Genomic DNA, 22456 nt, shown 5'->3' with positions numbered 1-22456 from the left:
CGGCGCGCACGTTGGGTGGGCGGATCGTGACCCGTGAGCGACTCAGGTCACAGAATGGTCCGTTTCCGGCAACGTGTGGTGCTTCGCGGTGTTCCGTCCGCAATGCGTGGGTACTGCTGCGACGTTATCCCCCAGTCGCAAAGGAGCACTTCGGGCCGTGGACCGTATCAACGAAACGGTCGTCTTTCTCACAGACGGCTTCTGGCAGTACCTGCTCATCCCCCTCTTGGCGATTCTGAGCATCTATTTCACGGTCCGGCTGGGCGGCGTCCAGCTGCGTCTCATCCCGGACATGATCCGGACGCTGCGTGGCGCCCCCGAGACCGCACCGGATGGCAAGAAGGCCATCTCCTCCTTCCAGGCGTTCTCCATCTCCGCGGCGGCGCGCATCGGGACCGGCAACGTCGTCGGTGTAGCCGGCGCCATCGCGGTCGGCGGACCCGGCGCCGTGCTGTGGATGTGGCTCATGGGCCTGGTGGTGGGCGCGGCGAGCTTCGTCGAGTCCACGCTGGGCCAGCTCTACAAGGTGCGTGACAAGACCGGCTTCCGCGGCGGCCCCGCTTACTACATGGAGCGCGGGCTGGGCGCTCGCTGGCTCGGCGTGATCTTCGCGATCACCATCACCATCACGTTCGGCTTCACGTTCAACGCGGTGCAGAGCAACACCATCTCCGGTGCCATCAAGGGCTCGGTTGAGGCCGGCGGGGCGACGGCTCCCAGCTGGCTCGGCGCGGCGGTCGGCGCCGTGCTGGTGGGGATCACCGCGGCCGTGGTCTTCGGCGGTGTGCGACGGATCGCGGCCGTCTCCCAGGCGCTGGTGCCGTTCATGGCGCTGGTCTACATCGTGATGGGCCTGGCCGTGGTCGTGACGCACGCGGACCAGATCCCCGCCGTGTTCTCGATGATCTTCGAGAGCGCCTTCGGCATCCGCGAGTTCGCCGGTGCCACCCTGGGCACGGTGATCGTGCAGGGCGTGCGGCGCGGCATGTTCTCCAACGAGGCCGGTCTCGGTTCCGCGCCCAACGCCGGTGCCACCGCCTCCGTCAGCCACCCGGTCAAGCAGGGCCTTGTGCAGACCCTGGGCGTCTACTTCGACACCCTGATCATCTGCTCCATGACCGCCTTCCTCATCCTTGTCTCCAACCCGGAACTCGGTGAGGAGCGGGGCCCGCTGCTGACCCAGGAGGCGCTGCAGTCCGGACTGGGCACGTGGTCGCTGCACGCGCTGACGGTGGTCCTGCTGCTGCTCGCCTTCAGCTCGGTGCTGGGCAACTACTACTACGGCGAGTCCAACGTGGGCTTCCTGAGCGGGAACAAGGGCGTGATGATCGGCTTCAAGCTGATCTTCCTGACCGCGACGTTCCTCGGCGCCATCGGCTCGGTCGACATCGTGTGGAACCTCGCCGACACCGCCATGGGCATCATGGCACTGGTGAACCTGGTGGCCATCGCGCCGCTGTGCGGCGTCACCGTGCTCCTGCTCAAGGACTACCAGGAGCAGCGCAAGCAGGGGCTGGACCCGGTGTTCACCCGCGACCGCGTCCCGCAGCTGCGCGGCGTGGAGTGCTGGGACCCGGAAGAGGAGAAGGCCCAGGCCTGACACTTTCTTCCAGCGCTTTTTCCCACCTGCCGCCGGTGGCGGGGCCCTCGGGCCTCCGCCGCCGGCGCTTTTTCATGTCCTCATACCGTTGTTCGCCGCCTATTCTCCACATATTCTCCGCATTGAATCGAATTACGTGATCGGCACTGTTTTGGGTCGTGGTGGCCGCGCCGTCGGCGGAGGGCTCGGTCCGCCCGGCCATTCCCTCGTTAGCGGAAAGGATCGGTAGGCTCTGGCGGTCGCCTCCCATTCCTCCGATTGAAGACGGAGTCGGAACACTTGTTATCTCCTGACCGAATCCGGGTAATTGTGGATGCCAGGTGGTTTCAGACCATCATCATCGGATTGATCCTGGCCAACGCCTTCCTCCTCGGGCTGGAGACCTCACCGTGGTTCCTCGCGGAGCACGGCGAGGTGATCCATGCGCTGGACGCGGCCGTCCTGTGGGTGTTCGTCGTCGAACTGTCCCTGCGGATCTACGGGCACCGTGCGGGGTTCTTCCGCGACCCCTGGAGCTGGTTCGACCTGATCGTCGTGGCGATCGCGCTGCTCCCGTCCACCGGGCCGTTCGCCGTGATGCGTGTCCTGCGGATTTTGCGCGTTCTCCGCCTGCTGTCGGTCATCCCGTCCCTGCGTCACGTCGTCACGGGGCTGTTTCGCGCGATGCCGGGGATGGCGTCGATCTCGTTCCTGGTCGCGCTGCTGCTGTATGTGGCGGCGGTGATGTCGACGAACCTGTTCCGCGAGACCGCGCCACAGCATTTCGGCGACGTCTTCGCATCTCTGTTCACGCTCTTCCAGATCATGACGGGGGACAACTGGGGGGAGATCGCGCGCGGCGTGATGGGCGAGCAGCCCCTGGCATGGGTCTTCTTTGTCACGTTCATCCTGGCGTCGACCTTTATCGCCCTGAACCTTTTCATCGCCGTGGCGGTCGAGGCCCTGGAGCACGACGGCGGTGATCGCAGCGCCGAGGTCCGGCGCGGCCACGACCCCGACCGCGATCAGGACGCGGTGCTGGCCGAGCTCCGCGCACTGCGGGCGGAGGTGGCTGAGCTGCGCGCCCGTGCGGGGAGCTCGGTGTCGAAGGAGGCTTCCTAGATTCTCTTATCGCGGGTTCCACCTGCGGAAAGACCGCGATCCGGACGGACCGGAGGGTGCCGGACACGGCCCGGAGTCGCTAGTGTTCTGGGTCACGACCAGTGTGCGCCGAGGGGGTCTGATGACCGTCATCTCGATCGAGCCCGCCACTCCGGATCGATGGGAGGACCTGCAACAACTGTTCGGGCCAACCGGGGCCTATGGGCATTGCTGGTGTGTGTACTTCCGACGCAGGGCCAAGGATTTCACCGGAAGTGTGTCGTGTTCCCCGCCCGAACGCGGGGCCTCCAACCACGAGACGCTGAAACGAGTGACCCTCGACGGGAAGGTTCCCGGACTGATCGCCTACGAGGACGCGCGGCCCTGCGGCTGGGTGTCCGTGGCGCCCCGGGAGGACTTCATCCGACTGTCGCGGTCGCGGTCGCTGCGCCCCGTCGACCCCAATGAGCCGGGCGTGTGGTCACTGGTGTGCTTCTGGCTACCCCCGCGCCGCCGTCGCAAAGGGATGGGATCCCGGTTGCTGATCGCAGCGATCGACCATGCGCGTGCTTGCGGAGGCCGGGTGCTGGAGGCGTATCCGATCGACACCGCCGGCGGACGCGCCCCCAGCGCCGAGGTATACACCGGTACCGTGCGGATGTTCCAGAAGGCCGGATTCACCTGCACAGCCCACCCCGTCAGTGGGCGGCCCATCGCCCGACTCGCCCTCAAGGAGGGGTGAGACCGCCGAGAATTCGCCCCCGTGAACGGCCGGCTCGCGGCCGGAATTCGCGGCGGGCAGACCGGTGGCCGCCGCGGCCACGCGCGGCCTCCGGTGCCTCCACCACCGGACGGCGGCGGAGGCACCGGGCGGAACGCGCCTGTGTCCGCACCCGGCCGCGCCCGGTCCTCGCGGCGCGTCGAGAACCCCACCAGGACCGGGCGATCGCGTCATCTCGGCGACAGCACGTGGTGGAGCCACGCGAGTCGGCACGCCACGAACGGCTCCGGTCTCGCGCGGCCGTGATGGCGGGGGTCGTACCAGCGGCCGACGCGCGTGGGGCCCGCGGTACCGACATCGGTCGCGGGGGTGGCGGCGGCTCTGGCCTGAACACATCTGGTTCTCATCGGCCTCCTTGAGAATGCGTGGGCGAGCCCGTGGATCAGGCTCTATTCGGCCTCGCCCGGAACTGCGGCGCGCGGGGATTTCGGGGCGTGGGCCCCGCGCATTCACAGTTGTCACCTGCGGAGGTGTGCGCCAACCACGATTTCTCCGACGATCTGGTTCGCGGCTGAGCTGTTTCGGGCGGATAGGCAGAAATGGCATTTCGCCACCCCCTGACATTGCTCGATAATGCGGGGATTATCGTCATTGGTCAGGCACTCACCTGCCCGGATTCCAGACAGAGCGTTACGGCGTTTCGTCGTCGGCCAGTAGCGGCAGACGGACGGTGACGACCAGTCCACCGCCGGGGCGCGGGGCGGCACTCGCCCGGCCGCCGTGCGCCATCGCGATCGACCTGACGATGGACAGCCCCAGGCCGCTGCCGCCGTCCTGGTCGTGCAGGCGGTCGCGGCCGCCGCGGTCGAACGGCTCGAACAGCCGATCGGCGTCGGCGACCTCCGGCCCGGGGTTGGCGACCCGCAGCACCGCCTCGGCGTCCGTCTCCTCCACCTCGATCCACACAGACCCGTCCGGGCGGTTGTAGCGGACCGCGTTGTCGACCAGGTTGCCGACCAGCTGCTCCAACAGCACCTGGTCGCCGTCGACCACGACCGACGTCAGATCGGACCGGAGCTCCACGCCTGCTTCCGCCACCGCGTCGGCCTGCGTCCCCAGCGCCCGCTGTGCCGCGTCAGCCAGGTCGACCGGCTCGGCGGCGGTGAGTCCCCGGTCGGAACGGGCGAGGAGCAGCAATCCGGAGATCAGCCGCTCACTGCGGTCGGCCGACTCCAGGACACGCTCCATCGCGGGCCGCAGGTCGTCGGGCACCCGCCCCTGGGCCAGCGCGACCTCGACGGCGGCCCGCTGGCTGGCCATCGGCGTGCGCAGCTCATGCGAGGCGTTGGCGACGAACCGGCGCTGGCTCTCGAACGCGGACTGCAGCCGCTCCAGCATCCCGTTGAAGGTGGAACCGAGCTCGCGGAACTCGTCGGGCGGGCCCGATAGCGCGAGGCGGCGCCCGAGGTCGTGCTCGGACAGCCGCCGCGCCGTCTCGGTGACCTGGTGGAGGCGGCGCAGCGGGCGTCCCGCGACGAGCCATCCGCCGAGCGCCGCCAGCGCGGTGGCGGCGACGAGCCCGAGTCCGGAGCGCAGCAGCAGGTCATTCAGCACGCCGTCCTGGTAGCCCTCAATGGCCTGGGCGGGCTGAGCACGCATGGTCTGGCTGCGGTCCCGGGGCAGCACCGCGGTGGGCATCTCTTCCCCGTTGGTGGTCGTGGCCCAGTCCGTCGCCTGGACAAGGAGGACGTCGCCCCGATCGGCCAGGCTCGACGACACGATCACGTAGTTCAGCCCGAGCAGCAGCACCCCGCCGACCAGGAAGACCCCCGTGTAGATGAGGGCGAGCTTGGTGCGCACGGTCATCGGCGTGCTCCGCAGTCGGGCGATGAACGGGTTGGGCATGTCAGATCCGGTATCCGTGTCCGGGGACGGTCTCGATCAGCGGCGGGCGGCCGAGCTTGCGGCGCAGCCGGTGCACCACCACCTTCAGCACCCCGCTGAAGGGATCGAGGTGCTCGTCCCACACCTTCTCGGTCAGCTGGGTCGCGGTGACGGGCGCGCCGTCGGCCCGCAGCAGCTCCTCCAGCACGCCCAGCTCCTTGGCGGTCAGATCGAGGGCGCGGCCGTCGCGCTCCGCCGTCCTGCGCAATGGGTCGAGGCGGACGCCCCGGCGCTCCAGCGTGGGCGGCGGCGCCGGGCGGGAGCGGCGGCCGAGCGCGTACACGCGCGCGACCAGTTCCCGGTAGGCGAACGGTTTGGCCAGGTAGTCGTCGGCGCCCAGAGAGAGCCCGGCCACGCGGTCGTCGACCTCTCCGGCGGCTGTGAGCATCAACACTCGGGCGTCGGCGTCCGGGTCGGCGGCGATCCGGCGGCAGATCTCGTCGCCGTGCAGGCGCGGCAGGTCGCGGTCGAGGACGATCACGTCATAGCCGTGCACGGCCGCCATCTCCGAGCCCGTCGCGCCGTCGGCGGCGACGTCCACGGCCATCCCCTCGCCGCGCAGCCCCTCGGCGATGGAGGCGGCGAGTGAGGGTTCGTCCTCGACGATCAGGACGCGCATCCGTAGGTCCCCCATACATGGTGTTCCGGCCCCCGAGCGAGGTCCGCGCGCGGCTATCCGTATCGCGACCCCGGTTACACCATGGTTACCTCATCCGTCTGCGTTCTCCCTGCATATCTCCAGGTCATCGGCGTAACCACGAGGTAACCGGCGGGCTGCTGGCATGTCCGTCATGTGGTCGCTACCTGGCGACCGAAACCACGTCCATGAAGGTCGAGGGAGACATGACGACGTACCGGAAACCGGTTCTCGGAATCGCCGCACTCCTGGGCGCCCTGCTGCTCGGCGGGTGCTCGCAGCTGGGCTTCGGCGATGACAAGCCCGACGCGTCGGGCGGCTCCGCTTCGGGGGAGTCGAGCGCCGACGCCAAGGGCGACGGCGTGAAGTTCGCCCAGTGCATGCGGGACAACGGCGTCGACGTACCGGACCCGAAGGGGGAGGAGGGGGCGATGCCGGCCCTGCCGCGCGGGGGCGACGAGGACGACACCGTGAAGAAGGCCCTGGAGAAGTGCGACGACCTGATGCCCATGCCGGAGGACGACCGCTCCGACGAGGAGATCTTCCAGGACAACCTGGAGATGGCCAATTGCCTGCGGGACAACGGCGTCGACGTCGAGGACCCGAAGAAGGGCGAGGGCCTCGCCCTCGACCTCAGCGGGGATCAGAAGAAGATGGAAGAGGCCATGAAGGCCTGCGGCGAGAAGACCGGCGGCGGCCCGAGCATCACCATGGGGAAGGACGAGTGAGCGTCGAGACCCCCGCGACGGTGACCGACCAACTGGCCGACGAGGAGTCGCCGCGCGGTCGCGGACGGCGCCTGAAGATCACCATCGTCACGCTGGTCCTGCTGCTGGTGGCGGCCCTGGCCGCGATGGGCGCGGTGCTCGGCTGGGGCGGGCCGGACAAGGACTCCGACAGCGGGGCGTCGGCGCCCGGGGCCACCGCCCAGGTGCAGCGTACGACGCTGGAGGAACGTAAGAGCGTCGACGGGAAACTGGGCTACGGGGGCGGCGGGTCCGTCGTCTCCGGCGCTGAGGGCGTCGTCACCTGGCTGCCGAAGGGGGGCAAGGTGATCGACCCGGGCGGCAAGCTCTACGAGGTCGACGGCAAGCCGGTCAGCCTCCTGCGCGGCGACAAGCCCGCCTTCCGCACACTCGCCGTCGGAGACAAGGGTGAGGACGTGCGCCAGTTCGAGCAAGCGCTGAGTGAACTCGGCTACGGCGGGTTCACGGTCGACAACGAGTACACCGAGCTGACCGCCTACGCCGTCAAGCGCTGGCAGAAGCAGGTGGGGCTGCCGCAGAGCGGTGAGGTCGATCCGGCCAACGTGTGGTTCGCGTCGGGCTCGGTGCGGGTCTCCGGCAAGGACGTGAAGGTCGGCGAGCGCACCTCGCCCTCCGCCCCGGTGATGTCGACGACGTCGGGTGACCGGGGGGTCGACGTGCCGCTGAAGGTGGAGGACCGCGAGCTGGTCAGCAAGGGCGACCAGGTCGACGTGGAACTGCCCGGCGGTGGCAAGGCCACGGGGACGGTCACCTCGGTCGGCTCGGTGGCCAAGGAGGAGCAGTCCGACGACGGCAATCCCGACGGCGGGGGCGGGGACACCGTGATCGACGTCGTGATCAAGCTCGACGACGTGCCGAAGGGTCAGTTCTTCGACCAGGCGCCGGTCAAGGTCGCGCTGGTCAGCGACAGCGTGGAGGACGTGCTCGCGGTCCCGGTCGGCGCGCTCACCGCGCTGCCGGGCGGCGGCTACGGCGTCTCCGTCGTGGACAAGAACGGCGGGGTCAAAGACGTCGAGGTCGAGACGGGGATGTTCGCCGACGGCCAGGTCGAGATCTCCGGCGACGGCATCAAGGAGGGCACCGAGGTGGTGGTGCCGGAATGAGCCGGATGAGCGCGAGGAGCGCGCCGAGCACTATGAACGGGGCGGTCGCCCAGGCCCCGGCGGCTGAGCTGGTGGAGGTGTCGCGCTTGTACCCGGGGGACGTGCGCGCGCTTGACGAGGTGGGGTTCCGGATCGACCGGGGCGAGCTGCTGGGGATCGTCGGCCCCTCGGGCTCGGGCAAGTCCACCCTGCTCAACCTGCTCGGCATGCTCGACGTACCGAGCAGCGGCAGCGTGCGGATCGCCGGGTACGACATCGCCGACCTCGACGACGACGGGACGTCCGCGCTGCGGGCACGGGCCGTCGGGTTCGTGTTCCAGCAGTTCCACCTGGCCCTCAACGTCACCGCGCTGGACAACGTCGCCGACGGGCTGCTCTACACCGGGATGCCGCTGCGGCACCGACGCGAACGCGCCCGCACCGCCCTCGTCCGGGTGGGGGTGGGCGACCGGCTGCACCACCGTCCGCACCAGCTGTCCGGCGGGCAGAAGCAGCGGGTGGCCATCGCCCGCGCGATCGTCGGCGACCCCAGTCTGATCCTCGCCGACGAACCCACCGGCGCACTCGACTCGGCTTCAGGGGAGGCCGTCGTCGAGCTGCTGCGGGAGCTCAACGCGGCCGGGGCGACGGTCGTGATCATCACCCACGACATGGAGCTGGCGGACCAGCTCCCCCGGAGGATCCGGGTGCGGGACGGCCGGATCGTCGCCGACGAACGGTCGGCGCGGGGTTCCCCGCCTGCGGACCCCCGCTCCGAGGGGCCGGTCCCGGCCGGTGGCGCTCGGGACGCCGGGAACGGGGGCCACCATGCGTTGGGGTAGCAAGGGGAGGCAGCGGACGGGCGGTGCAGAGGGCCCACACCGCCGTACCCGGTTCGGGCGGCTGTTTCCGCTTCGGCTGCCCGGGTTCCGGAGGCGGCGCGGCGGTCCCCGCCCGGCCCGGCTCTCCCTCGCTGACCTGGTGCGGACCGGAGCGAGCGGGCTGCGCACTCGCCCCGTGCGGGTGGTTCTGTCAGCACTGGGGATCGCCATCGGCATCGCGGCGATGATCGCGGTCGTCGGCATCTCCTCGTCGAGTAGGGCGGCGCTGGACGCGCAGTTGGCGAGCTTGGGAACCAACCTGGTCACGGCCGCGCCGGGCGACGCGCTGTTCGGCGGGTCCGCGAAGCTGCCGATGGAGTCGATCGGCGGTGCCGGGCGCGTCGACGGCGTGCAGGGCGTCTCGCAGGTCGCGGAGGTGAAGAACGCCTCCGTCTACCGCAACGACCGCATCCCCAAGGCCGAGTCTGGCGGGATCACGGTGTACGGCACCGACCTGGGCCTGCCGGACACGCTGCGGGCCAACGTGCGGACGGGGGAGTGGCTGAACGCGGCGACGTCGAAATACCCCGCCGTGGTACTCGGCAGCACGGCCGCCGACCGGCTCGGGATCTCGCGCATCGACGCGGACACCCGGGTGCTCATCGGCGACGAGTACTACAGCGTCGTCGGCATCCTCGACCCGGTGGCGCTGGCTCCCGAGATCGACAGCGCCGCGCTCGTGGGGTGGGCCGCTGCCGCCGACCGGCTCGGCATGGATGGCCACCCGACCGGGCTCTATGTGCGTACCGACCCCGAGCGGGTGAGTGAGGTGCGGGACGTGCTGGCGCAAGCGGTCAATCCGGAGAAGCCGTTCGAGGTCGAGGTGTCCCGACCCTCCGACGCGTTGGAGGCGCAGGAGGCCGCCGACCAGGCCTTCACCGGGCTGTTGCTGGGCCTGGGCGGGGTGGCGCTGCTGGTTGGTGGCGTGGGTGTGGCCAACACCATGGTCATCTCGGTACTGGAGCGCCGGGGCGAGATCGGGCTGCGCCGCGCGCTCGGGGCGACGCGGCGGCAGATCCGCGGCCAGTTCCTGGTGGAGGCGATGGTGCTGTCGGCGCTTGGCGGAGCTGCGGGAGCGGTGCTCGGCGCGCTGGTCACCTCGGGCTACGCGCTGTCCCAGGGGTGGTTGATCGCGATTCCCATGTGGGCGCTGGTGGGGGGCGTCCTGGCGACGATCGGGATCGGGGCCGTGGCCGGTCTGCTGCCCGCTGTGCGCGCGGCCCGTATGGCCCCGACCGAGGCGCTCGGGTCCGGATAGCGGTCAAAGAGCCGACCCGTCGGAGAGGAGGCGGCCCGGACGGCTCGGGGCGACCGGCAGACGAGGGGCGGCGCGCGGCTTCGCGCACCGCCCCTCGCCGCGTGGGTGGATGTCCGATGTGCTGCGATACGACCGCTGAGGATGGGATGTCGGCTACGTGTGAACAAGTGCACTGTTGGCATACCCTAGGGGGGTATGGTACGAATGGGAGCGTTGCTGGATATGGGGTGTCGAACCAGCCGCTCCGTCCGCGACGTACATCTGCGAGGGACCGAAACGTCCCGAACCCCACCGAGAGCGAGGAGGCCACGATGTCGGCGAGCACCACCACCGTGTACGAGGTCGAGGGCATGACCTGCGGCCACTGCGTCAGTTCGGTCGACACGGAGGTCCGCGGCATTTCCAGCGTCACCGACGTGGACGTCGATCTGCCCACCGGTCGCCTCACCGTCACCAGTAACGGCCCGGTCGACGACGCGCGCGTCCGCGCCGCCGTCGAAGAGGCCGGTTACGCGGTGAAGGTCGGCTGATGAACGTCCCCGCGAAGCTGGGCATCTACGGCCTGGGGCTGGTCCTGGCGTTCGGCGGGGCGGCCGGGGTCGGCCGTCTGGTCGGCCCCCTCGGGCCCGCTGACGCCGCCTCGGCGGAACGTGACGACGGCCACACCGCGAGTGGATCCGCGGGCACCGAAAGCGTTCCGGAGGGCCTGCAAGTCTCCGAGGGTGACTACACCCTCGACCTGCTCACCGCGCCGAAGGAGGCGGGGGAGGAGGCCAAGCTCTCCTTCCGGATCACCGGCCCGGACGGCGCTCCCGTCACCGACTTCGCCGTCGTGCATGAGCAGCTCATGCACGTCATCGTGGTCGGCCGCGACGCCGACGAGTACCACCATCTCCACCCCGAGATGGACGACGACGGTGTGTGGAGCGTCCCCGCCGAGCTGGATACCCCCGGGCCCTATCGGATGTTCGCCGACTTCGTCCCGGAAGGCGACGAGCGCGGGGACAGCCGGGTCCTCGGTGCGGACATCGCCATCGAGGGCGAGTATCGGCCGGTGAGGCCGCCGGAGCCCGCCGCGACGGCGCAGATCGACGGATACGTGATCGACCTCGACGGGCAGCTCACAGCCGGGCGCCCGAGCGAGCTCACCTTCACCGTCACCAAGGACGGCGAACCCGTCACCGACCTGCAGCCCGTCATGGGCGTCTACGGCCACGTGGTGGCGCTGCGCGACGGCGATCTCGCCTACACGCACGTCCACCCGCGCGGCGAGCCCGGAGACGGAACGACCAAGCCCGGTCCGGACGTCACTTTCGCGGCTCAAGTCCCGACACCTGGTACCTACCGTCTCTACCTGGACTTTCGGCATGACGGAAAGGTCCGTACAGCTGAATTCACCGCAGTGGCGGGCGATACGGGCGGCACGGGTGGCCGCGAGTCGGGGCACTGACGTGAACGCCCAGCTCCGGATATTTCCCACCCTCCATAGACTCGATCAGAGGAGGTCCCAGACATGGATGGCGGAACACCAGACCTCAAACACGCTGAAGGCCGGATCGAACTGGCCATCAGCGGTATGACCTGCGCGTCCTGCGCCAACCGCATCGAGAAGCGGTTGAACAAGCTGGACGGCGTGACGGCCACCGTCAACTACGCGACCGAAAAGGCCAAGGTTGACTTCGCCGACGGTGTCTCTGTCGACGACCTCATCGCCCAGGTGGAGAAGGCCGGGTACACGGCGGCACCTCCGCCGCCTCCGGCACGGGAGACGGACGAGGGCGCCGGAGGATCCGGTGTCGAAGCGGAGGACGCCGAGGCGGCCGAGGTGCGTGGGCTGCGCGACCGCGCTTTCATCAGCCTCGCCCTGGCTGCCCCGATCATCGCGATGGCGATGATCCCCGCACTGCAGTTCACCTACTGGCAGTGGCTCTCCCTCACACTGGCCGCTCCGGTGGTGGTGTGGGGCGGGCTACCGTTCCACACCGCGGCGTGGAAGAACCTCAAGCTCGGCACGGCCACCATGGACACGCTGGTGTCGATGGGCACGATCGCGGCGTTCGCATGGTCGGTCTACGCGCTCTTCCTCGGCACGGCCGGCCAGCCGGGCATGGTCCACGCCTTCGAGCTGACCATCAGCCGCGGCGGCGGCTCCGGAAACATCTACCTCGAGGTCGCCGCCGGTGTCACCGCGTTCATCCTGCTGGGCCGGTACTTCGAGGTCCGCTCCAAGCGGCGTGCCGGGGCCGCTCTGCGCGCCCTGCTCGAACTCGGGGCCAAGGACGTCGCCATCCTGCGCGACGGGCGCGAGGAGAGGGTGCCCGTCGACCAGCTGGCCGTGGGCGACCGCTTCGTGATCCGTCCCGGCGAGAAGATCGCCACGGACGGCACCGTGGAGGAGGGCACCTCCGCGGTTGACATGAGCATGCTGACCGGTGAGTCCGTCCCGGTGGAGGTCGGGCCGGGCTCCACCGTCGCCGGTGCGACCGTTAACGCCGGGGGACGCCTCGTCGTCCGCGCCACGCGTGTCGGCTCCGACACCCAGCTCGCCCAGATGGCCCGCCTGGTGGAGGAGGCACAGAACGGCAAGGCGGCGGTCCAGCGGCTGGCCGACCGGATCTCCGGCGTCTTCGTTCCGATCGTCATTGTTCTGGCCGTGGCCACGCTCGGCTTCTGGCTGGGGACGGGCGGATCGGCCGACGCGGCGTTCACGGCCGCGGTCGCGGTGCTCATCATCGCCTGCCCCTGCGCACTCGGCCTGGCCACGCCCACGGCCCTGCTGGTGGGGACAGGGCGCGGTGCTCAGCTGGGCATTCTGATCAAGGGTCCGGAGGTGCTGGAGAGCACCCGGCGCGTCGACACCATCGTGCTGGACAAGACCGGAACGGTGACCAGCGGCAAGATGACGCTGACGGAGGTGGTGGCCGCCGAGGGCATCGACGAGGCCGAGGTGCTGCGCCTGGCCGGGGCGCTGGAGAACGCGTCGGAGCACCCCATTGCGCAGGCCATCGCCAAGGGCGCCGCTCAGCGCACCGGCGAGCTGCGGCCCGTCACGGACTTCCGCAACATCGAGGGCCTGGGGGTCCAGGGTGTCGTAGACGGCCACAATGTGCTGGTCGGGCGGGCCGCGCTGCTGGCCGAGCACGGCATGGAACTGCCGGACAACCTCGTTGAACGCGCCACAAAGGCCGCCGAGGCCGGTACGACGGTGGCGGTCGGCTGGGACGGCCGGGCGCGTGCGGTGCTGGTCATCGCCGATGCCGTGAAACCCACCAGCGTCCAGGCCATCCGCCAGTTCCGCGACCTGGGACTGACCCCGATCCTGCTGACGGGCGACCAGACTGACGTCGCTCACGCGGTCGCCGCCGAGGTCGGCGTCGAGCAGGTCATCGCCGAGGTCATGCCCGAGGACAAGGTCGACGTGGTCAAGCGTTTGCAGTCCGAGGGCAAGGCCGTGGCGATGGTCGGAGACGGCGTCAACGACGCCGCCGCCCTCGCCCAGGCTGACCTGGGCCTGGCCATGGGGACAGGGACGGACGTCGCGATCGAGGCCGGAGACCTGACCCTGGTCCGCGGCGACCTCCGTGTAGCGGCCGACGCGATCCGCCTGTCCCGTCGCACACTGGGCACGATCAAGGGCAACTTGTTCTGGGCCTTCGCCTACAACGTGGCGGCTCTTCCCTTGGCGGCGACCGGACTGCTCAACCCGATGATCGCGGGCGCGGCGATGGCCTTCTCCAGCGTCTTCGTGGTGAGCAACAGCCTCCGCCTCCGCCGTTTCAAGCCCCTGGCAGGAAATGGAGCGACTACGACCGGGCCGACGGTCACCGACCACAGGGAACTGACCCCGGCATAGCAATCAGATGATGGGGCGGTCTGCGGTACTCTCCCCGCAGACCGCCCCCTCTCGTCGTTGATCTCGGAGATATTGGGGTCAAAATCGCTCGTGAGACCCCAATATCTCTGAGATCAACGGAAGGGGCGCGGCGCGCGGGGGTAGGGCCGTCACATGTGGCCGGTCAGGTTTCCTGTGCCGGGCACGGTGATTGCCTCAGCTGAGGATGCGCCTACGACGTGGGTGCGCTCGATCCAGGACTGGACGTCGGCTGCCGTCGACTCAACGGCGGCGTTCGTGGTGTCGAGGAGCGACACCGGCGGGTTCATCTCGTGTGCCGTTTCCGCGACCCAGGCGGTGTAGTCAAGCATCTCGACGATGCGCGGTTCGTCCCACTGCCGCCATGCCGGGCGGGCGCGGAGCCGATCGGCGAGGACTTCCGGGTCGCACATCAGCGACAGGTAGTGGATCTTCGAGAACAGGGCGCGCTCGGGTAGCGCTTCCAGCTCCGGTGGGACCACCGTTCCGCAGAGCACGACAGGCCGCCCGTTCTGCTGCACCATCGCGGCCATTCGGAGCCACGTCGAACGGAAGGTTCGGTGCTCGTCCGCCGGGTCGCGCAGGCCATCGACCCACAGCACGTCCTGCTCCAACACCACGAATCGGTCGGAGAGGGCCTCCACGAGCAGACGGGCCACGGTGGACTTGCCCGTGCCGCTGGGGCCGGTCACGCAGTAGAGCGGGAGACGGCGAAACGGCCTCCGGCGGCCGCAGTCGACGCACCGGAGGGCCGTCCCGTCAGGCGTGACGCTGGGGGATTCGGTGAGCACCCCGCAATGGGCGCAGATCAGAGGGTTCACGTTCTGAGTCGTCAGTCGAACAGTTCCTCGAAGAAGCTCTTCTTGCGACGCTTCTGGCCGCCATAAGGGCGCGGGGAGTCGCCGTACCCGTACGGGCGCGGCGAGTCCTTGTACCCCTGGTGTCCGTGTCCGCCACGGAAGGGAGCTGGCGAGTCCGGCTTCCCGCGGTAGCCGCGCGGGGAGTCGGCGTACACCGGCGGCGCGTGGTGGCCGGGCGGTGTCGCGAAGTGACGCTGCTCGGCGGAGACGATCTGTTCAAGCTCCCCATGGTCGAGGAAGATCCCGCGGCAGCGTTCGCACTGCTCAAGGTGGATCCCCATACGGTCGAAGGTCTGCATTCGGCCTTGGCACTTTGGGCAAATCACACCGTCATCGTATGCGAGGGCTGCGGTGCTGTGGGCGATTCCGAGCCTCTTCCTGGCGCGGCGGCGCGTCGGGGGCGAGGTCTTCCGATACTTCTGGCTTCTCCATCGACTCAAATACTTTAAGCGTGCTAAAGTCCTTGAAAGACACGAAAGGAGATGAGCCGATGGGAACAGGGGAATGGAGCGCGGAGGCTGCGCTGGCTGAGGCAGAGCGGATGCGCGGGCGCTCGATCAAGGCCGTGCGGTGGTTCCGCGGCTATCTCGTCGTGCTGGGCGTGCTGGCTGTCGGCCTCATCGTCGGAGTGGAGGCGCTGTACCCCGACGGCTGGCAACGCTTTGTGACGACCGGTATCGGCTTCTACCTCATGGCGCTTGCCGCTCAGTGGGCCGAGCGGCAATCTGCCCTTCCAGCCGGAGGACGCAGGCGGGTCCTGATCGCCGGTGCCATCTGGTTCCTGCTCTACCTCGTCGGCATCGGTCCGCTTGTGCGCTGGCAGTATGAGCACTCGCTGCTGATGTGGACGGCTGCGGCTACCGTCATGGCGTTGCCGTTCTTCGTCGCCGCGATCTGGAAGGTTCGCGCATGAGCCACTTGCGCCACGAGCTGGACCAGGTCATCCACTCCCCGGTGCGGTTCTCGATCATGGCCGCCCTGGCCCCCTTGGAACGAGCCGGGTTCCGGATGCTGCGTGACACCGTTGAGGTCAGTGACTCCGCGTTGTCGCAGCATCTGACGACGCTGGAGAAAGCCGGGTATATCGAGGTGCGCAAGGAACAGAAAGGGCGGCGCACTACGACGTGGGTTTCGCTGACGCGGCAGGGGCGTGAGGCGTTCGGTCACCACCTGCAAACTCTCAACCGGATCGCCGAACAGCCTGCGGCCGGTGCTCCGGGAGACGCGGCGACCACGTGAGGTGAGGTGGGCGGGCGGTTGCGGACAGGTCGGGTGGGCAGGATTACCGACCGATCGGGCGAGGTGCCTTTTCTGCGTGTATCCCCACGTCAATTGGGGTAAGGGAGTCCACGGACCAGTCACCCCCAGCATGGTCAGGGTCGATTCGCGTCGCTTGTGGTGGGTCACCTCCTTTTACACTCGCCTAGGTGACGGTCCGGTTCTGGCGGACGTCCTCTCCCCGACGATCGAGGAACCCTCAAGGATGAGCACCGAGCATTCTGAGCCGGGACGCCTGCTCGCCGGCCGCTACCGGCTGACCGAGACCATCGGCGAAGGCGGGATGGGCCGCGTCTGGCAGGGCACCGACGAGCTGCTGGACCGTCCGGTCGCGATCAAAGAGCTCAGCATCCCGCCGCACCTGCCGGAGCAGGAAGTCGACATCCTCCGCACCCGGATGCTGCGGGAGGCCCGCAGCGCCGCTCGGCTCGCTCACCCCTCGATCATCACCGTCTTCGACGTGGTCGAAGAGGACGAGCGGCCATGGATCGTCATGGAGCTCGTCCGCGGCAACTCGCTGAGCGGCCTGCTCAAGAAGGAGGGCACCCTCCCGCCCGAGCGCGTGGCCAGGATCGGCCTGCAGATGCTGGCAGCGCTGGCCGTCGCGCATGAGCGCGGCATCGTGCACCGCGACATCAAGCCGGGCAACGTCCTGATCGCGCGTGGCGACCGCGCCGTCCTCACCGACTTCGGCATCGCCCGGCTCGAAGGCACCACCGCCCTCACCAGCACCGGCCTGCTCATCGGTTCGCCCGCCTACCTCGCCCCCGAACAGGCCCACGGCAAGCCCGCCTCCCCGGCCACCGACATGTGGTCGCTCGGCGTGACCCTGTACCAGGCGCTGGAGGGGCAGTCGCCGTTCCAGAGACCGACCTCGATGGCGACGCTCACCGCGATCGTCACCGAGGAGGTGGCGAAGGCCGAGCACGCCGGGCCGCTGGCTCCGCTGCTCGACGGACTCCTGAACAAGGACCCAGACCAGCGTATGGAGGTCGGCGAGGCCGCCGATCTGCTGCAGGAGCTGGTCTCCGAGAACGACAAGAAGGCGCGGTGGAGGTCCAGCGGTGCGGCCGCATCATCCTCTTCCGCCAATGCGTCGGCACCATCGCGCGCCCCAGCGGCCGCCGACGCCCGTGCGGACAGTGGCAAGGCACCGGAGAAACAGCCGGTGGACATCCCGCCGGGCCCCGGTCCCACGGGTGGGCCCAGATCCCGTTCCTCCCGCAAGCTGCTCGCGATGGTCGCGGGAACTCTCGTGCTGGTCCTTGGCATCGGCGTGGGCGCGTTCCTGGGGCTGCGCGAACTGTCCGAGGCCGATCCCACCACCGCCGCTAATTCGGGCGAACCCTCGGCGTCGGGGCCGACCGCCGAGGCGGACGTGGACGGCAAGGGCGAGGACCAGGCAAAGGACGAGGACGCGGAGAAGGACGACGACAAGTCCGAGGACGACGAGAACCCGGACCTTCCGGAGATGGAACGCTACACCGACGACACCGGGTACTCCGTCGACGTCCCCACGGACTGGAGCATGGAGCGGGAGAGCGGCTCCCGGGTGAAGTTCCGCTTCCCCGACCGCGGGTACATGCAGGTCGACCACGTCGGCAGCGCCGATGACGCGATGGACTACATGCGCCGCCAGAAGGGTGCGTACAGCGGCAGCTTCGACGGATTCCACGACAGTTCGTCGGTCGCGCCGCTCGACGCCGACTGGACCAGCGATTACGAGGGTGCAGCCCAGTGGGAGTTCACCTTCGGGTCCGGCTACACGCGCAACTGCGTCAGCCGCGGGTTCTTCACCGACGACGAGGGCTACACGCTCCTCCTGGTCTCCAAACCCGAGGACTTCGACAAGAACATGGCGATCCTCGACGCGATGTCGAAGTCGTTCGAGCCCGCTTCCTGACCAGCAGACCCAACGCCCCCGAAGCCATCAGGCTCCGGGGGCGTTCTTGGTGTCTCTAGGGTGTGGGATCAGCGCCCAAGCTGGTCCGAACGGACGGCGTGAAGGAACGCGGACCACTCAGTGCTGTGGCAGGCGATATGGCCGAGGGCCGGGTTGGTCGAGGCACGCACAGCAGCTCCGGTCGACAGGTTCGCGACATCAACCCACTGCCCCGCTTTTCTGCGAGTAGCTGGACGTGCGCAAGTCCATGACAGAGATGCAACCTGGCCAACCGGCGGCAGTGATCTCGTCGGGGCTTCAGGAGCTCCGGTAGCCGTCGGCCTGCCGCCCCGTCCTTCGCTTGGCGTCCCGTAGCGCGCCGGTGTAGACGGCAGCGTGGGCCGCCCGTGCAATGCGGGCGCCCCAACGTGAGCGCGGACCGCCGAACGAGGCGGTCGGGCCCGCACCGCTTTTGCTTCGTACTGCCAGGCAGATCGCGTCGGATGCCGTCCCGGTACACGCGAACCCGGCCTCCATGACCGCCTGCACTTTTGCCTCGGTAATGGTGGAGGTGGCATTGACCAGGGCAGCGTCGGACATCGGGACCGGGACGGCGACGATGATGTTGATGGTGCCCGGGGCGAACGGCTCAGATTCGGCGCCCCCGGCTCCGGCGTGCTCCAGCCGAGCCTCGTCCAGCTCGCTCGGCGCCGCCGCCCACGTGGGTCGGCCGATCCCGACCGTCGCGATCGCCTCCACCCCGCCGTCGGCCGCGAAGGCGGCGTCCGTGACGTCGGCGGCCGTCATCAGACCGACACCGTGCCCCCGCAGTCCTGCGGCCGCGGCGATCTCGGTCAGGTGCACCTCCGGATCGGTGCGCCGGTAGTCGCCGGTGACCTGTGCGTTCAGCACATACGAACGCGGTCCCAGACCGCCACCCAGGACACCTGACGACAGCATCCGCCACCCCGGACCGGCCTCCCACAGCAGCGCGGGCAGGCGTTGGCCGTCCTCCCCCCGGTGAGCGAGCGCTGTGCCCAGCAGCCCGTCGTTCGGGAGGTTGGTCTGGTTCGCGCAGAGATCGCCCACATGCACCCGAGAACTCTAGAGGAGATGTGGGGCGCCTGGGATCGCACACCCCTGGGGAGACGTCGGTGGTTGAAGACCAGAGGCGTTCCACGTTGTGACTGGTCGAGGCGGCATCACCGCGCCACGGCGGCCGCGCTCCTTCTACCGATCAGGAACCAGCACAGGGCGCCGAGGAACGGCGCGCAGATGATGAACAGCGCCCACACAAGCTTCATCCCGAGCTCAAGCCGCGAAGTCAGGCTGCCGATGAAGGCGGCGATGATGAACACGAAGTAGGCCACCACGGCGAGGGCGACCAGGACCAGCGCGACCACGCTCCCAATCTGACCGGCGTAGGTGAGCAGGGTGGCGTCGTGGGCGAGCATGGTGCGAAGTCCAATCACATTCGGTTTCAGCGTCGCTTTCACGCTAGGAGACCGCCACTGTTCCCTGTATCAGCCGGTAGAACCACTTTCCGATACGACTGAAGTCGGTGGTCCGGCCTCGACCGCATCCCATCGTCGATCTTCGCGGCGTCGGGCAGCGGGTGCATGAGGTCTCCGCGCGCCGGCTGGTTGTGGGAATGCGCAGAACGGTAGCAGCGGCGTGGTGGGTGGGCAGGGTGGGTGCGTGGTTGTAGGTCCTGCCTCCCCGATCACGGGCGGATGGTGTGCACCACCAGCAGCCGGTGCTGATCCGGTGAATGATCCCGCTGATCGCCAGGCGGTCGACGACCGTCGGCCGCCAGCCGCGAGGGGGCGGAAAACCATTGGGCGGACCACGCCTCCGACCAGCAGAATGCAACCCATGAACGATCGGCCCGACGACGTCCCCGGCGCCCCCACGGCGGCCCGGGCGACGGACTGGACCACCACGCCCTTCACTGCGGACCTCCTGCGTGGCGCCCTGGATCTGGAGCGCACCGAACGTGGGGTGCTGCCGCATCGGCTGCCTGCCTGGGCCCGTGCACAGTGCGCTGACGGGCACCTGGCCATGGCGGAGACCCAGCCCTCCGGCGTGCGGCTGGTGTTCCGTACGCGGGCCACCGCCGTCGAGTTGGATGCGCTCCGCACCAAGAATGCCTACCAGGGCGCTCCGCCCCGACCCGATGGCGTGTACGACCTGCTCGTTGACGGCCAGCTAGCCGGGCGGACCAGTGTGACCGGCGGCAACGTCCTGATGATGGACATGACCACCGGGTCCGCGGAAACCCGGCCCGGCCCGGTCGGCACCGTCCGGTTCTCCGGTCTCCCCGACCGCGTCAAGGACGTCGAGATCTGGCTGCCGTACAACGAGATCACCGAGCTGGTCGCCCTGCGCACCGACGCCCCCGTCGAGCCCGCACCGGATGGGGGCCGCAGGCACTGGCTGCACCACGGCAGCTCGATCAGCCACGGCTCCGACGCCGCAAGCCCCACCACCACCTGGCCCGCACTCGCCGCCGCCCTCGGCGGCGTGGAACTGACCAACCTGGGCCTGAGCGGCAGCGCCTTGCTCGATCCGTTTACTGCCCGCGCCATGCGTGACACCCCCGCGGACCTGATCAGCGTCAAGATCGGCATCAACCTCGTTAACGCCGACCTGATGCGACTGCGCGCATTCGGCCCCGCGGTGCACGGCTTTCTCGATACCATCCGCGAGGGCCACCCCACCATTCCGCTGCTGGTCGTCTCGCCGATCCTGTGCCCCATCCACGAGGACACGCCCGGCCCCGCCGCCCCGGACTTCGGCAACCTCAGCACGGGGAAGCTCCAGTTCCGGGCCACGGGTGACCCCGCGGAAGGGGCCAGCGGGAAGCTCACCCTCAACGTCATCCGGGACGAACTGGCCCGCCTCGTGAAGCAGCGGGCGGGCGACGACGCGAACCTGCACTTCCTCGACGGCCGCGAACTCTACGGAGAGGCGGACTTCGCCGAACTTCCATTGCCCGACCAGCTCCACCCGGACGCCGCCACACATCGCCGCATCGGCGAACGCTTCGCCGAGTTGGCCTTCGGAGAGGGTAGGCCGTTCGCCCTCAGGGGCGATTGAGCGACATCGGATACCGAAGCCTCCGTCACTAGCCCCGGCGCCTGGTCTGTTGCGGGGGGCGCATGGGATTCCAGCGCACGAGGACGACCGCGCTCGCCGGGCTCGGGGCCATTGCCCTTGCGGATGGGGCCGACGTAGCGGCTGACGCGGTCGTCGGCGGTGGCATGGGTCTCCATGGGGTTTTCCATTTGGAACTCCACGACGATGCGGTAGCGGCCGCGCTGCAGAGTGGCGTCGGTGTCGATGCGGCGGTCCGGCACCCCCTCTTGGAGCAGGGCGTAGGCGGCCAGGCGCGCGGCCACCAGGCGGGAGCAGTTGCCGGGACTCACCTTTCCTCCTACCCCTTCGCCCCGTGCGCCCGCCGTCGCCACGCCTCGGCCTCCTCAAGACGCCTGGCCCGCTCTAGCAGCGCGCCGTTCGAGAGGTTGGTCTGGTTCGCGGAGAGAGTGTCCACATGCACCCGAGAACTCTAGAGGAGGGAGGGGGTCTGGGCTCGCACAGTCCAGGGACAGCCTCGCACGGTGAGACCGCCTGGTTTTTCTTTGCCTCGCGACGGCCCAGGGTCGCCAAGTATGATGAAGGTATGAGTGAAGCGAAGAAGCGTGTCACGCTCACCTTGGACCCTGAGCTCCTAGAGGCCGCGGAAGCCGCTGTCGATGCTGGAGAGGTCCGTTCGGTGTCGGCCTGGGTGAACACGGCTCTGGGAGAGAAGAAGCGTCGTCAGGAACGCGCCCAGATGCTCATCGAGCAGGACCTGGTTCAGGCTCGCGAGAGCGACCCGGAGGAGTACGAGCGTGCTATGCAATGGGCACAGCGCGTCCTCGGCGTCGCCGCGGATGAAGTCGCGTGATCGGCGGCAGGATTCTCACAGCGTCCGCACTGAATGCTTGGGCCGAAGGTTCGGTCTACATGAATGCCCTGGTCAATCTTGCCCAGCGCCGCGTAATTCCCCTGCATGTGCCGACGCTTGCACTGGCCGCAGCCCTGTACACAGTGCCACCTGTGCGGGCTGCTGGAGTGGAGGAGCGCTTGGAGGGGCCGATCTTCACCTTCGGCGACCTCGATAGGGAGACGGCGACAGCCGTCGCACGCCTCGCCACCCGTTGGCAAGGTGACGGCTTGACCCTCGCAGACGCGCACGTCATCCACGAGGCGGTGACTCGATACACCGGCTGGCCGATCATCACGACCTCCCCGGCGGCGGAGTGGCAGCACTACCTGCCCGACACTCCGATCGAAACCCTTCCGTAAACGTACGAACGAGGGCCTGGCCACCTCACCCCGCTCATGATGAAAAGCGGGGTGACTTAGGCCCTCCCGAGTAGGTGGGGACTACTTGAGCAGCTGGCGGGCCATGACCAAGCGCTGGATGCGGCGTTCATAGGGACCACTGCGACAGCACTTCCCGAAGCGTGACCACTCCCACCGTCAGCTCGACCGTGGGCCATGCCGGGCCTAAGAGTTTGCACCTGCCGTAACGGCATGTGGTGTTGTGA

The 22456-nt window shown here is 68.9% G+C and carries 23 protein-coding genes; 16 read left to right on the top strand and 7 right to left on the bottom strand.

All coding sequences use genetic code 11. The annotated features are described in order from the left end of the window. Window positions 1–157 precede the first annotated feature (157 nt). The 3 genes from CDO52_RS26730 (at window position 158) to CDO52_RS26720 (ending at window position 3422) form a co-directional block, all read left to right on the top strand. A complete protein-coding gene (locus CDO52_RS26730) occupies window positions 158–1600 on the top strand; it encodes an alanine/glycine:cation symporter family protein (protein WP_017618359.1) in 1443 nt (480 codons plus the stop codon). 258 nt (window positions 1601–1858) lie between these two features. Beyond that, window positions 1859–2701: an ion transporter gene (locus CDO52_RS26725; RefSeq protein WP_394340772.1), complete on the top strand. Its 843-nt coding sequence runs from the start codon at window positions 1859–1861 to the stop codon at window positions 2699–2701. Window positions 2702–2822: 121 nt separating this feature from the next. Then, entirely contained in the window at window positions 2823–3422 is a 600-nt protein-coding gene (locus CDO52_RS26720) for a GNAT family N-acetyltransferase (RefSeq protein ID WP_026125741.1), read from the top strand. 669 nt (window positions 3423–4091) lie between these two features. On the opposite strand, the gene CDO52_RS26715 is transcribed toward CDO52_RS26720, so the two are convergent. Both CDO52_RS26715 and CDO52_RS26710 read right to left on the bottom strand, forming a co-directional pair. Then, window positions 4092–5306, bottom strand: a complete 1215-nt coding sequence (locus CDO52_RS26715; protein ID WP_017618362.1) for a sensor histidine kinase — start codon at window positions 5304–5306, stop codon at window positions 4092–4094. A gap of 1 nt (window position 5307) precedes the next feature. Next, window positions 5308–5964, bottom strand: coding sequence for a response regulator transcription factor (locus CDO52_RS26710; RefSeq protein ID WP_026125742.1), 657 nt, complete (start codon window positions 5962–5964; stop codon window positions 5308–5310). 206 nt (window positions 5965–6170) lie between these two features. Here CDO52_RS26710 and CDO52_RS26705 point away from each other — a divergent pair, with 206 nt between their 5' ends. The 7 genes from CDO52_RS26705 (at window position 6171) to CDO52_RS26675 (ending at window position 13823) form a co-directional block, all read left to right on the top strand. Further along, window positions 6171–6710, top strand: a complete 540-nt coding sequence (locus CDO52_RS26705; RefSeq protein ID WP_017618364.1) for a hypothetical protein — start codon at window positions 6171–6173, stop codon at window positions 6708–6710. Next, window positions 6707–7852 carry a peptidoglycan-binding protein gene (locus tag CDO52_RS26700; RefSeq protein WP_017618365.1) on the top strand — a complete coding sequence of 382 codons (1146 nt, stop codon included), beginning with the start codon at window positions 6707–6709 and terminating at the stop codon, window positions 7850–7852. Before CDO52_RS26705 ends, CDO52_RS26700 begins: the two co-directional genes overlap by 4 nt. Window positions 7853–7857: 5 nt before the next feature. After that, window positions 7858–8673 (top strand): ABC transporter ATP-binding protein, encoded by an 816-nt coding sequence (locus CDO52_RS26695; protein ID WP_152471587.1) that lies wholly within the window; start codon window positions 7858–7860, stop codon window positions 8671–8673. Window positions 8674–8848: 175 nt separating this feature from the next. Next, window positions 8849–9970 (top strand): ABC transporter permease, encoded by a 1122-nt coding sequence (locus CDO52_RS26690; protein ID WP_232524340.1) that lies wholly within the window; start codon window positions 8849–8851, stop codon window positions 9968–9970. A gap of 311 nt (window positions 9971–10281) precedes the next feature. Then, on the top strand, window positions 10282–10500 hold the full coding sequence (locus tag CDO52_RS26685) for a heavy-metal-associated domain-containing protein (protein WP_017618368.1): 219 nt from the start codon (window positions 10282–10284) through the stop codon (window positions 10498–10500). Further along, complete coding sequence (locus tag CDO52_RS26680) at window positions 10500–11420, top strand: hypothetical protein (RefSeq protein WP_017618369.1); 921 nt, start codon at window positions 10500–10502, stop codon at window positions 11418–11420. Before CDO52_RS26685 ends, CDO52_RS26680 begins: the two co-directional genes overlap by 1 nt. A gap of 63 nt (window positions 11421–11483) precedes the next feature. After that, window positions 11484–13823, top strand: a complete 2340-nt coding sequence (locus tag CDO52_RS26675) for a heavy metal translocating P-type ATPase (RefSeq protein ID WP_017618370.1) — start codon at window positions 11484–11486, stop codon at window positions 13821–13823. A 149-nt stretch (window positions 13824–13972) separates the two neighbouring features. Here CDO52_RS26675 and CDO52_RS26670 read toward each other — a convergent pair whose 3' ends face one another. Together CDO52_RS26670 and CDO52_RS26665 are read right to left on the bottom strand one after the other, a co-directional pair. Continuing rightward, window positions 13973–14662: an AAA family ATPase gene (locus CDO52_RS26670; protein WP_051060710.1), complete on the bottom strand. Its 690-nt coding sequence runs from the start codon at window positions 14660–14662 to the stop codon at window positions 13973–13975. 11 nt (window positions 14663–14673) lie between these two features. After that, the gene (locus tag CDO52_RS26665; protein ID WP_083919826.1) at window positions 14674–15027 is read right to left on the bottom strand and encodes a TFIIB-type zinc ribbon-containing protein; all 354 of its coding nucleotides are present in this window, start codon (window positions 15025–15027) and stop codon (window positions 14674–14676) included. 164 nt (window positions 15028–15191) lie between these two features. Here CDO52_RS26665 and CDO52_RS26660 point away from each other — a divergent pair, with 164 nt between their 5' ends. The 3 genes from CDO52_RS26660 to CDO52_RS26650 all read left to right on the top strand — a co-directional run bounded on the left by CDO52_RS26660 (window position 15192) and on the right by CDO52_RS26650 (window position 17882). After that, window positions 15192–15614, top strand: a complete 423-nt coding sequence (locus CDO52_RS26660; RefSeq protein ID WP_152471589.1) for a hypothetical protein — start codon at window positions 15192–15194, stop codon at window positions 15612–15614. Next, entirely contained in the window at window positions 15611–15940 is a 330-nt protein-coding gene (locus CDO52_RS26655; protein WP_017618374.1) for a winged helix-turn-helix domain-containing protein, read from the top strand. The genes CDO52_RS26660 and CDO52_RS26655 overlap by 4 nt, the downstream gene beginning before the upstream one ends. Window positions 15941–16184: 244 nt before the next feature. Then, window positions 16185–17882: a serine/threonine-protein kinase gene (locus CDO52_RS26650; protein ID WP_017618375.1), complete on the top strand. Its 1698-nt coding sequence runs from the start codon at window positions 16185–16187 to the stop codon at window positions 17880–17882. A gap of 68 nt (window positions 17883–17950) precedes the next feature. On the opposite strand, the gene CDO52_RS29635 is transcribed toward CDO52_RS26650, so the two are convergent. From CDO52_RS29635 to CDO52_RS26635, 3 genes are all read right to left on the bottom strand, one after another. Continuing rightward, on the bottom strand, window positions 17951–18274 hold the full coding sequence (locus tag CDO52_RS29635) for a DUF397 domain-containing protein (protein ID WP_394296717.1): 324 nt from the start codon (window positions 18272–18274) through the stop codon (window positions 17951–17953). After that, window positions 18180–18950, bottom strand: a complete 771-nt coding sequence (locus tag CDO52_RS26640) for an adenosylcobinamide amidohydrolase (protein WP_017618376.1) — start codon at window positions 18948–18950, stop codon at window positions 18180–18182. The genes CDO52_RS29635 and CDO52_RS26640 overlap by 95 nt, the downstream gene beginning before the upstream one ends. A 113-nt stretch (window positions 18951–19063) precedes the next feature. Beyond that, window positions 19064–19315: a PLD nuclease N-terminal domain-containing protein gene (locus tag CDO52_RS26635; protein ID WP_017618377.1), complete on the bottom strand. Its 252-nt coding sequence runs from the start codon at window positions 19313–19315 to the stop codon at window positions 19064–19066. Window positions 19316–19736: 421 nt separating this feature from the next. Between CDO52_RS26635 and CDO52_RS26630 the strand changes: the two genes are divergently transcribed. From CDO52_RS26630 to CDO52_RS26615, 3 genes are all read left to right on the top strand, one after another. Then, complete coding sequence (locus CDO52_RS26630) at window positions 19737–20960, top strand: GDSL-type esterase/lipase family protein (protein ID WP_017618378.1); 1224 nt, start codon at window positions 19737–19739, stop codon at window positions 20958–20960. Between the two features lie 583 nt (window positions 20961–21543). Further along, entirely contained in the window at window positions 21544–21810 is a 267-nt protein-coding gene (locus CDO52_RS26620) for a hypothetical protein (RefSeq protein WP_017618380.1), read from the top strand. Window positions 21811–21869: 59 nt separating this feature from the next. Continuing rightward, window positions 21870–22211, top strand: coding sequence for a hypothetical protein (locus CDO52_RS26615; RefSeq protein ID WP_232524338.1), 342 nt, complete (start codon window positions 21870–21872; stop codon window positions 22209–22211). The last annotated feature ends 245 nt before the right edge of the window (window positions 22212–22456 follow it).

Origin of the sequence: Nocardiopsis gilva YIM 90087 (assembly GCF_002263495.1) — a bacterium.
Taxonomy (GTDB): Bacteria; Actinomycetota; Actinomycetes; order Streptosporangiales; family Streptosporangiaceae; genus Nocardiopsis_C; species Nocardiopsis_C gilva.
Note: the sequence above shows the minus strand (reverse complement) of the source record. Positions and strands in the feature narration are given on the sequence as shown.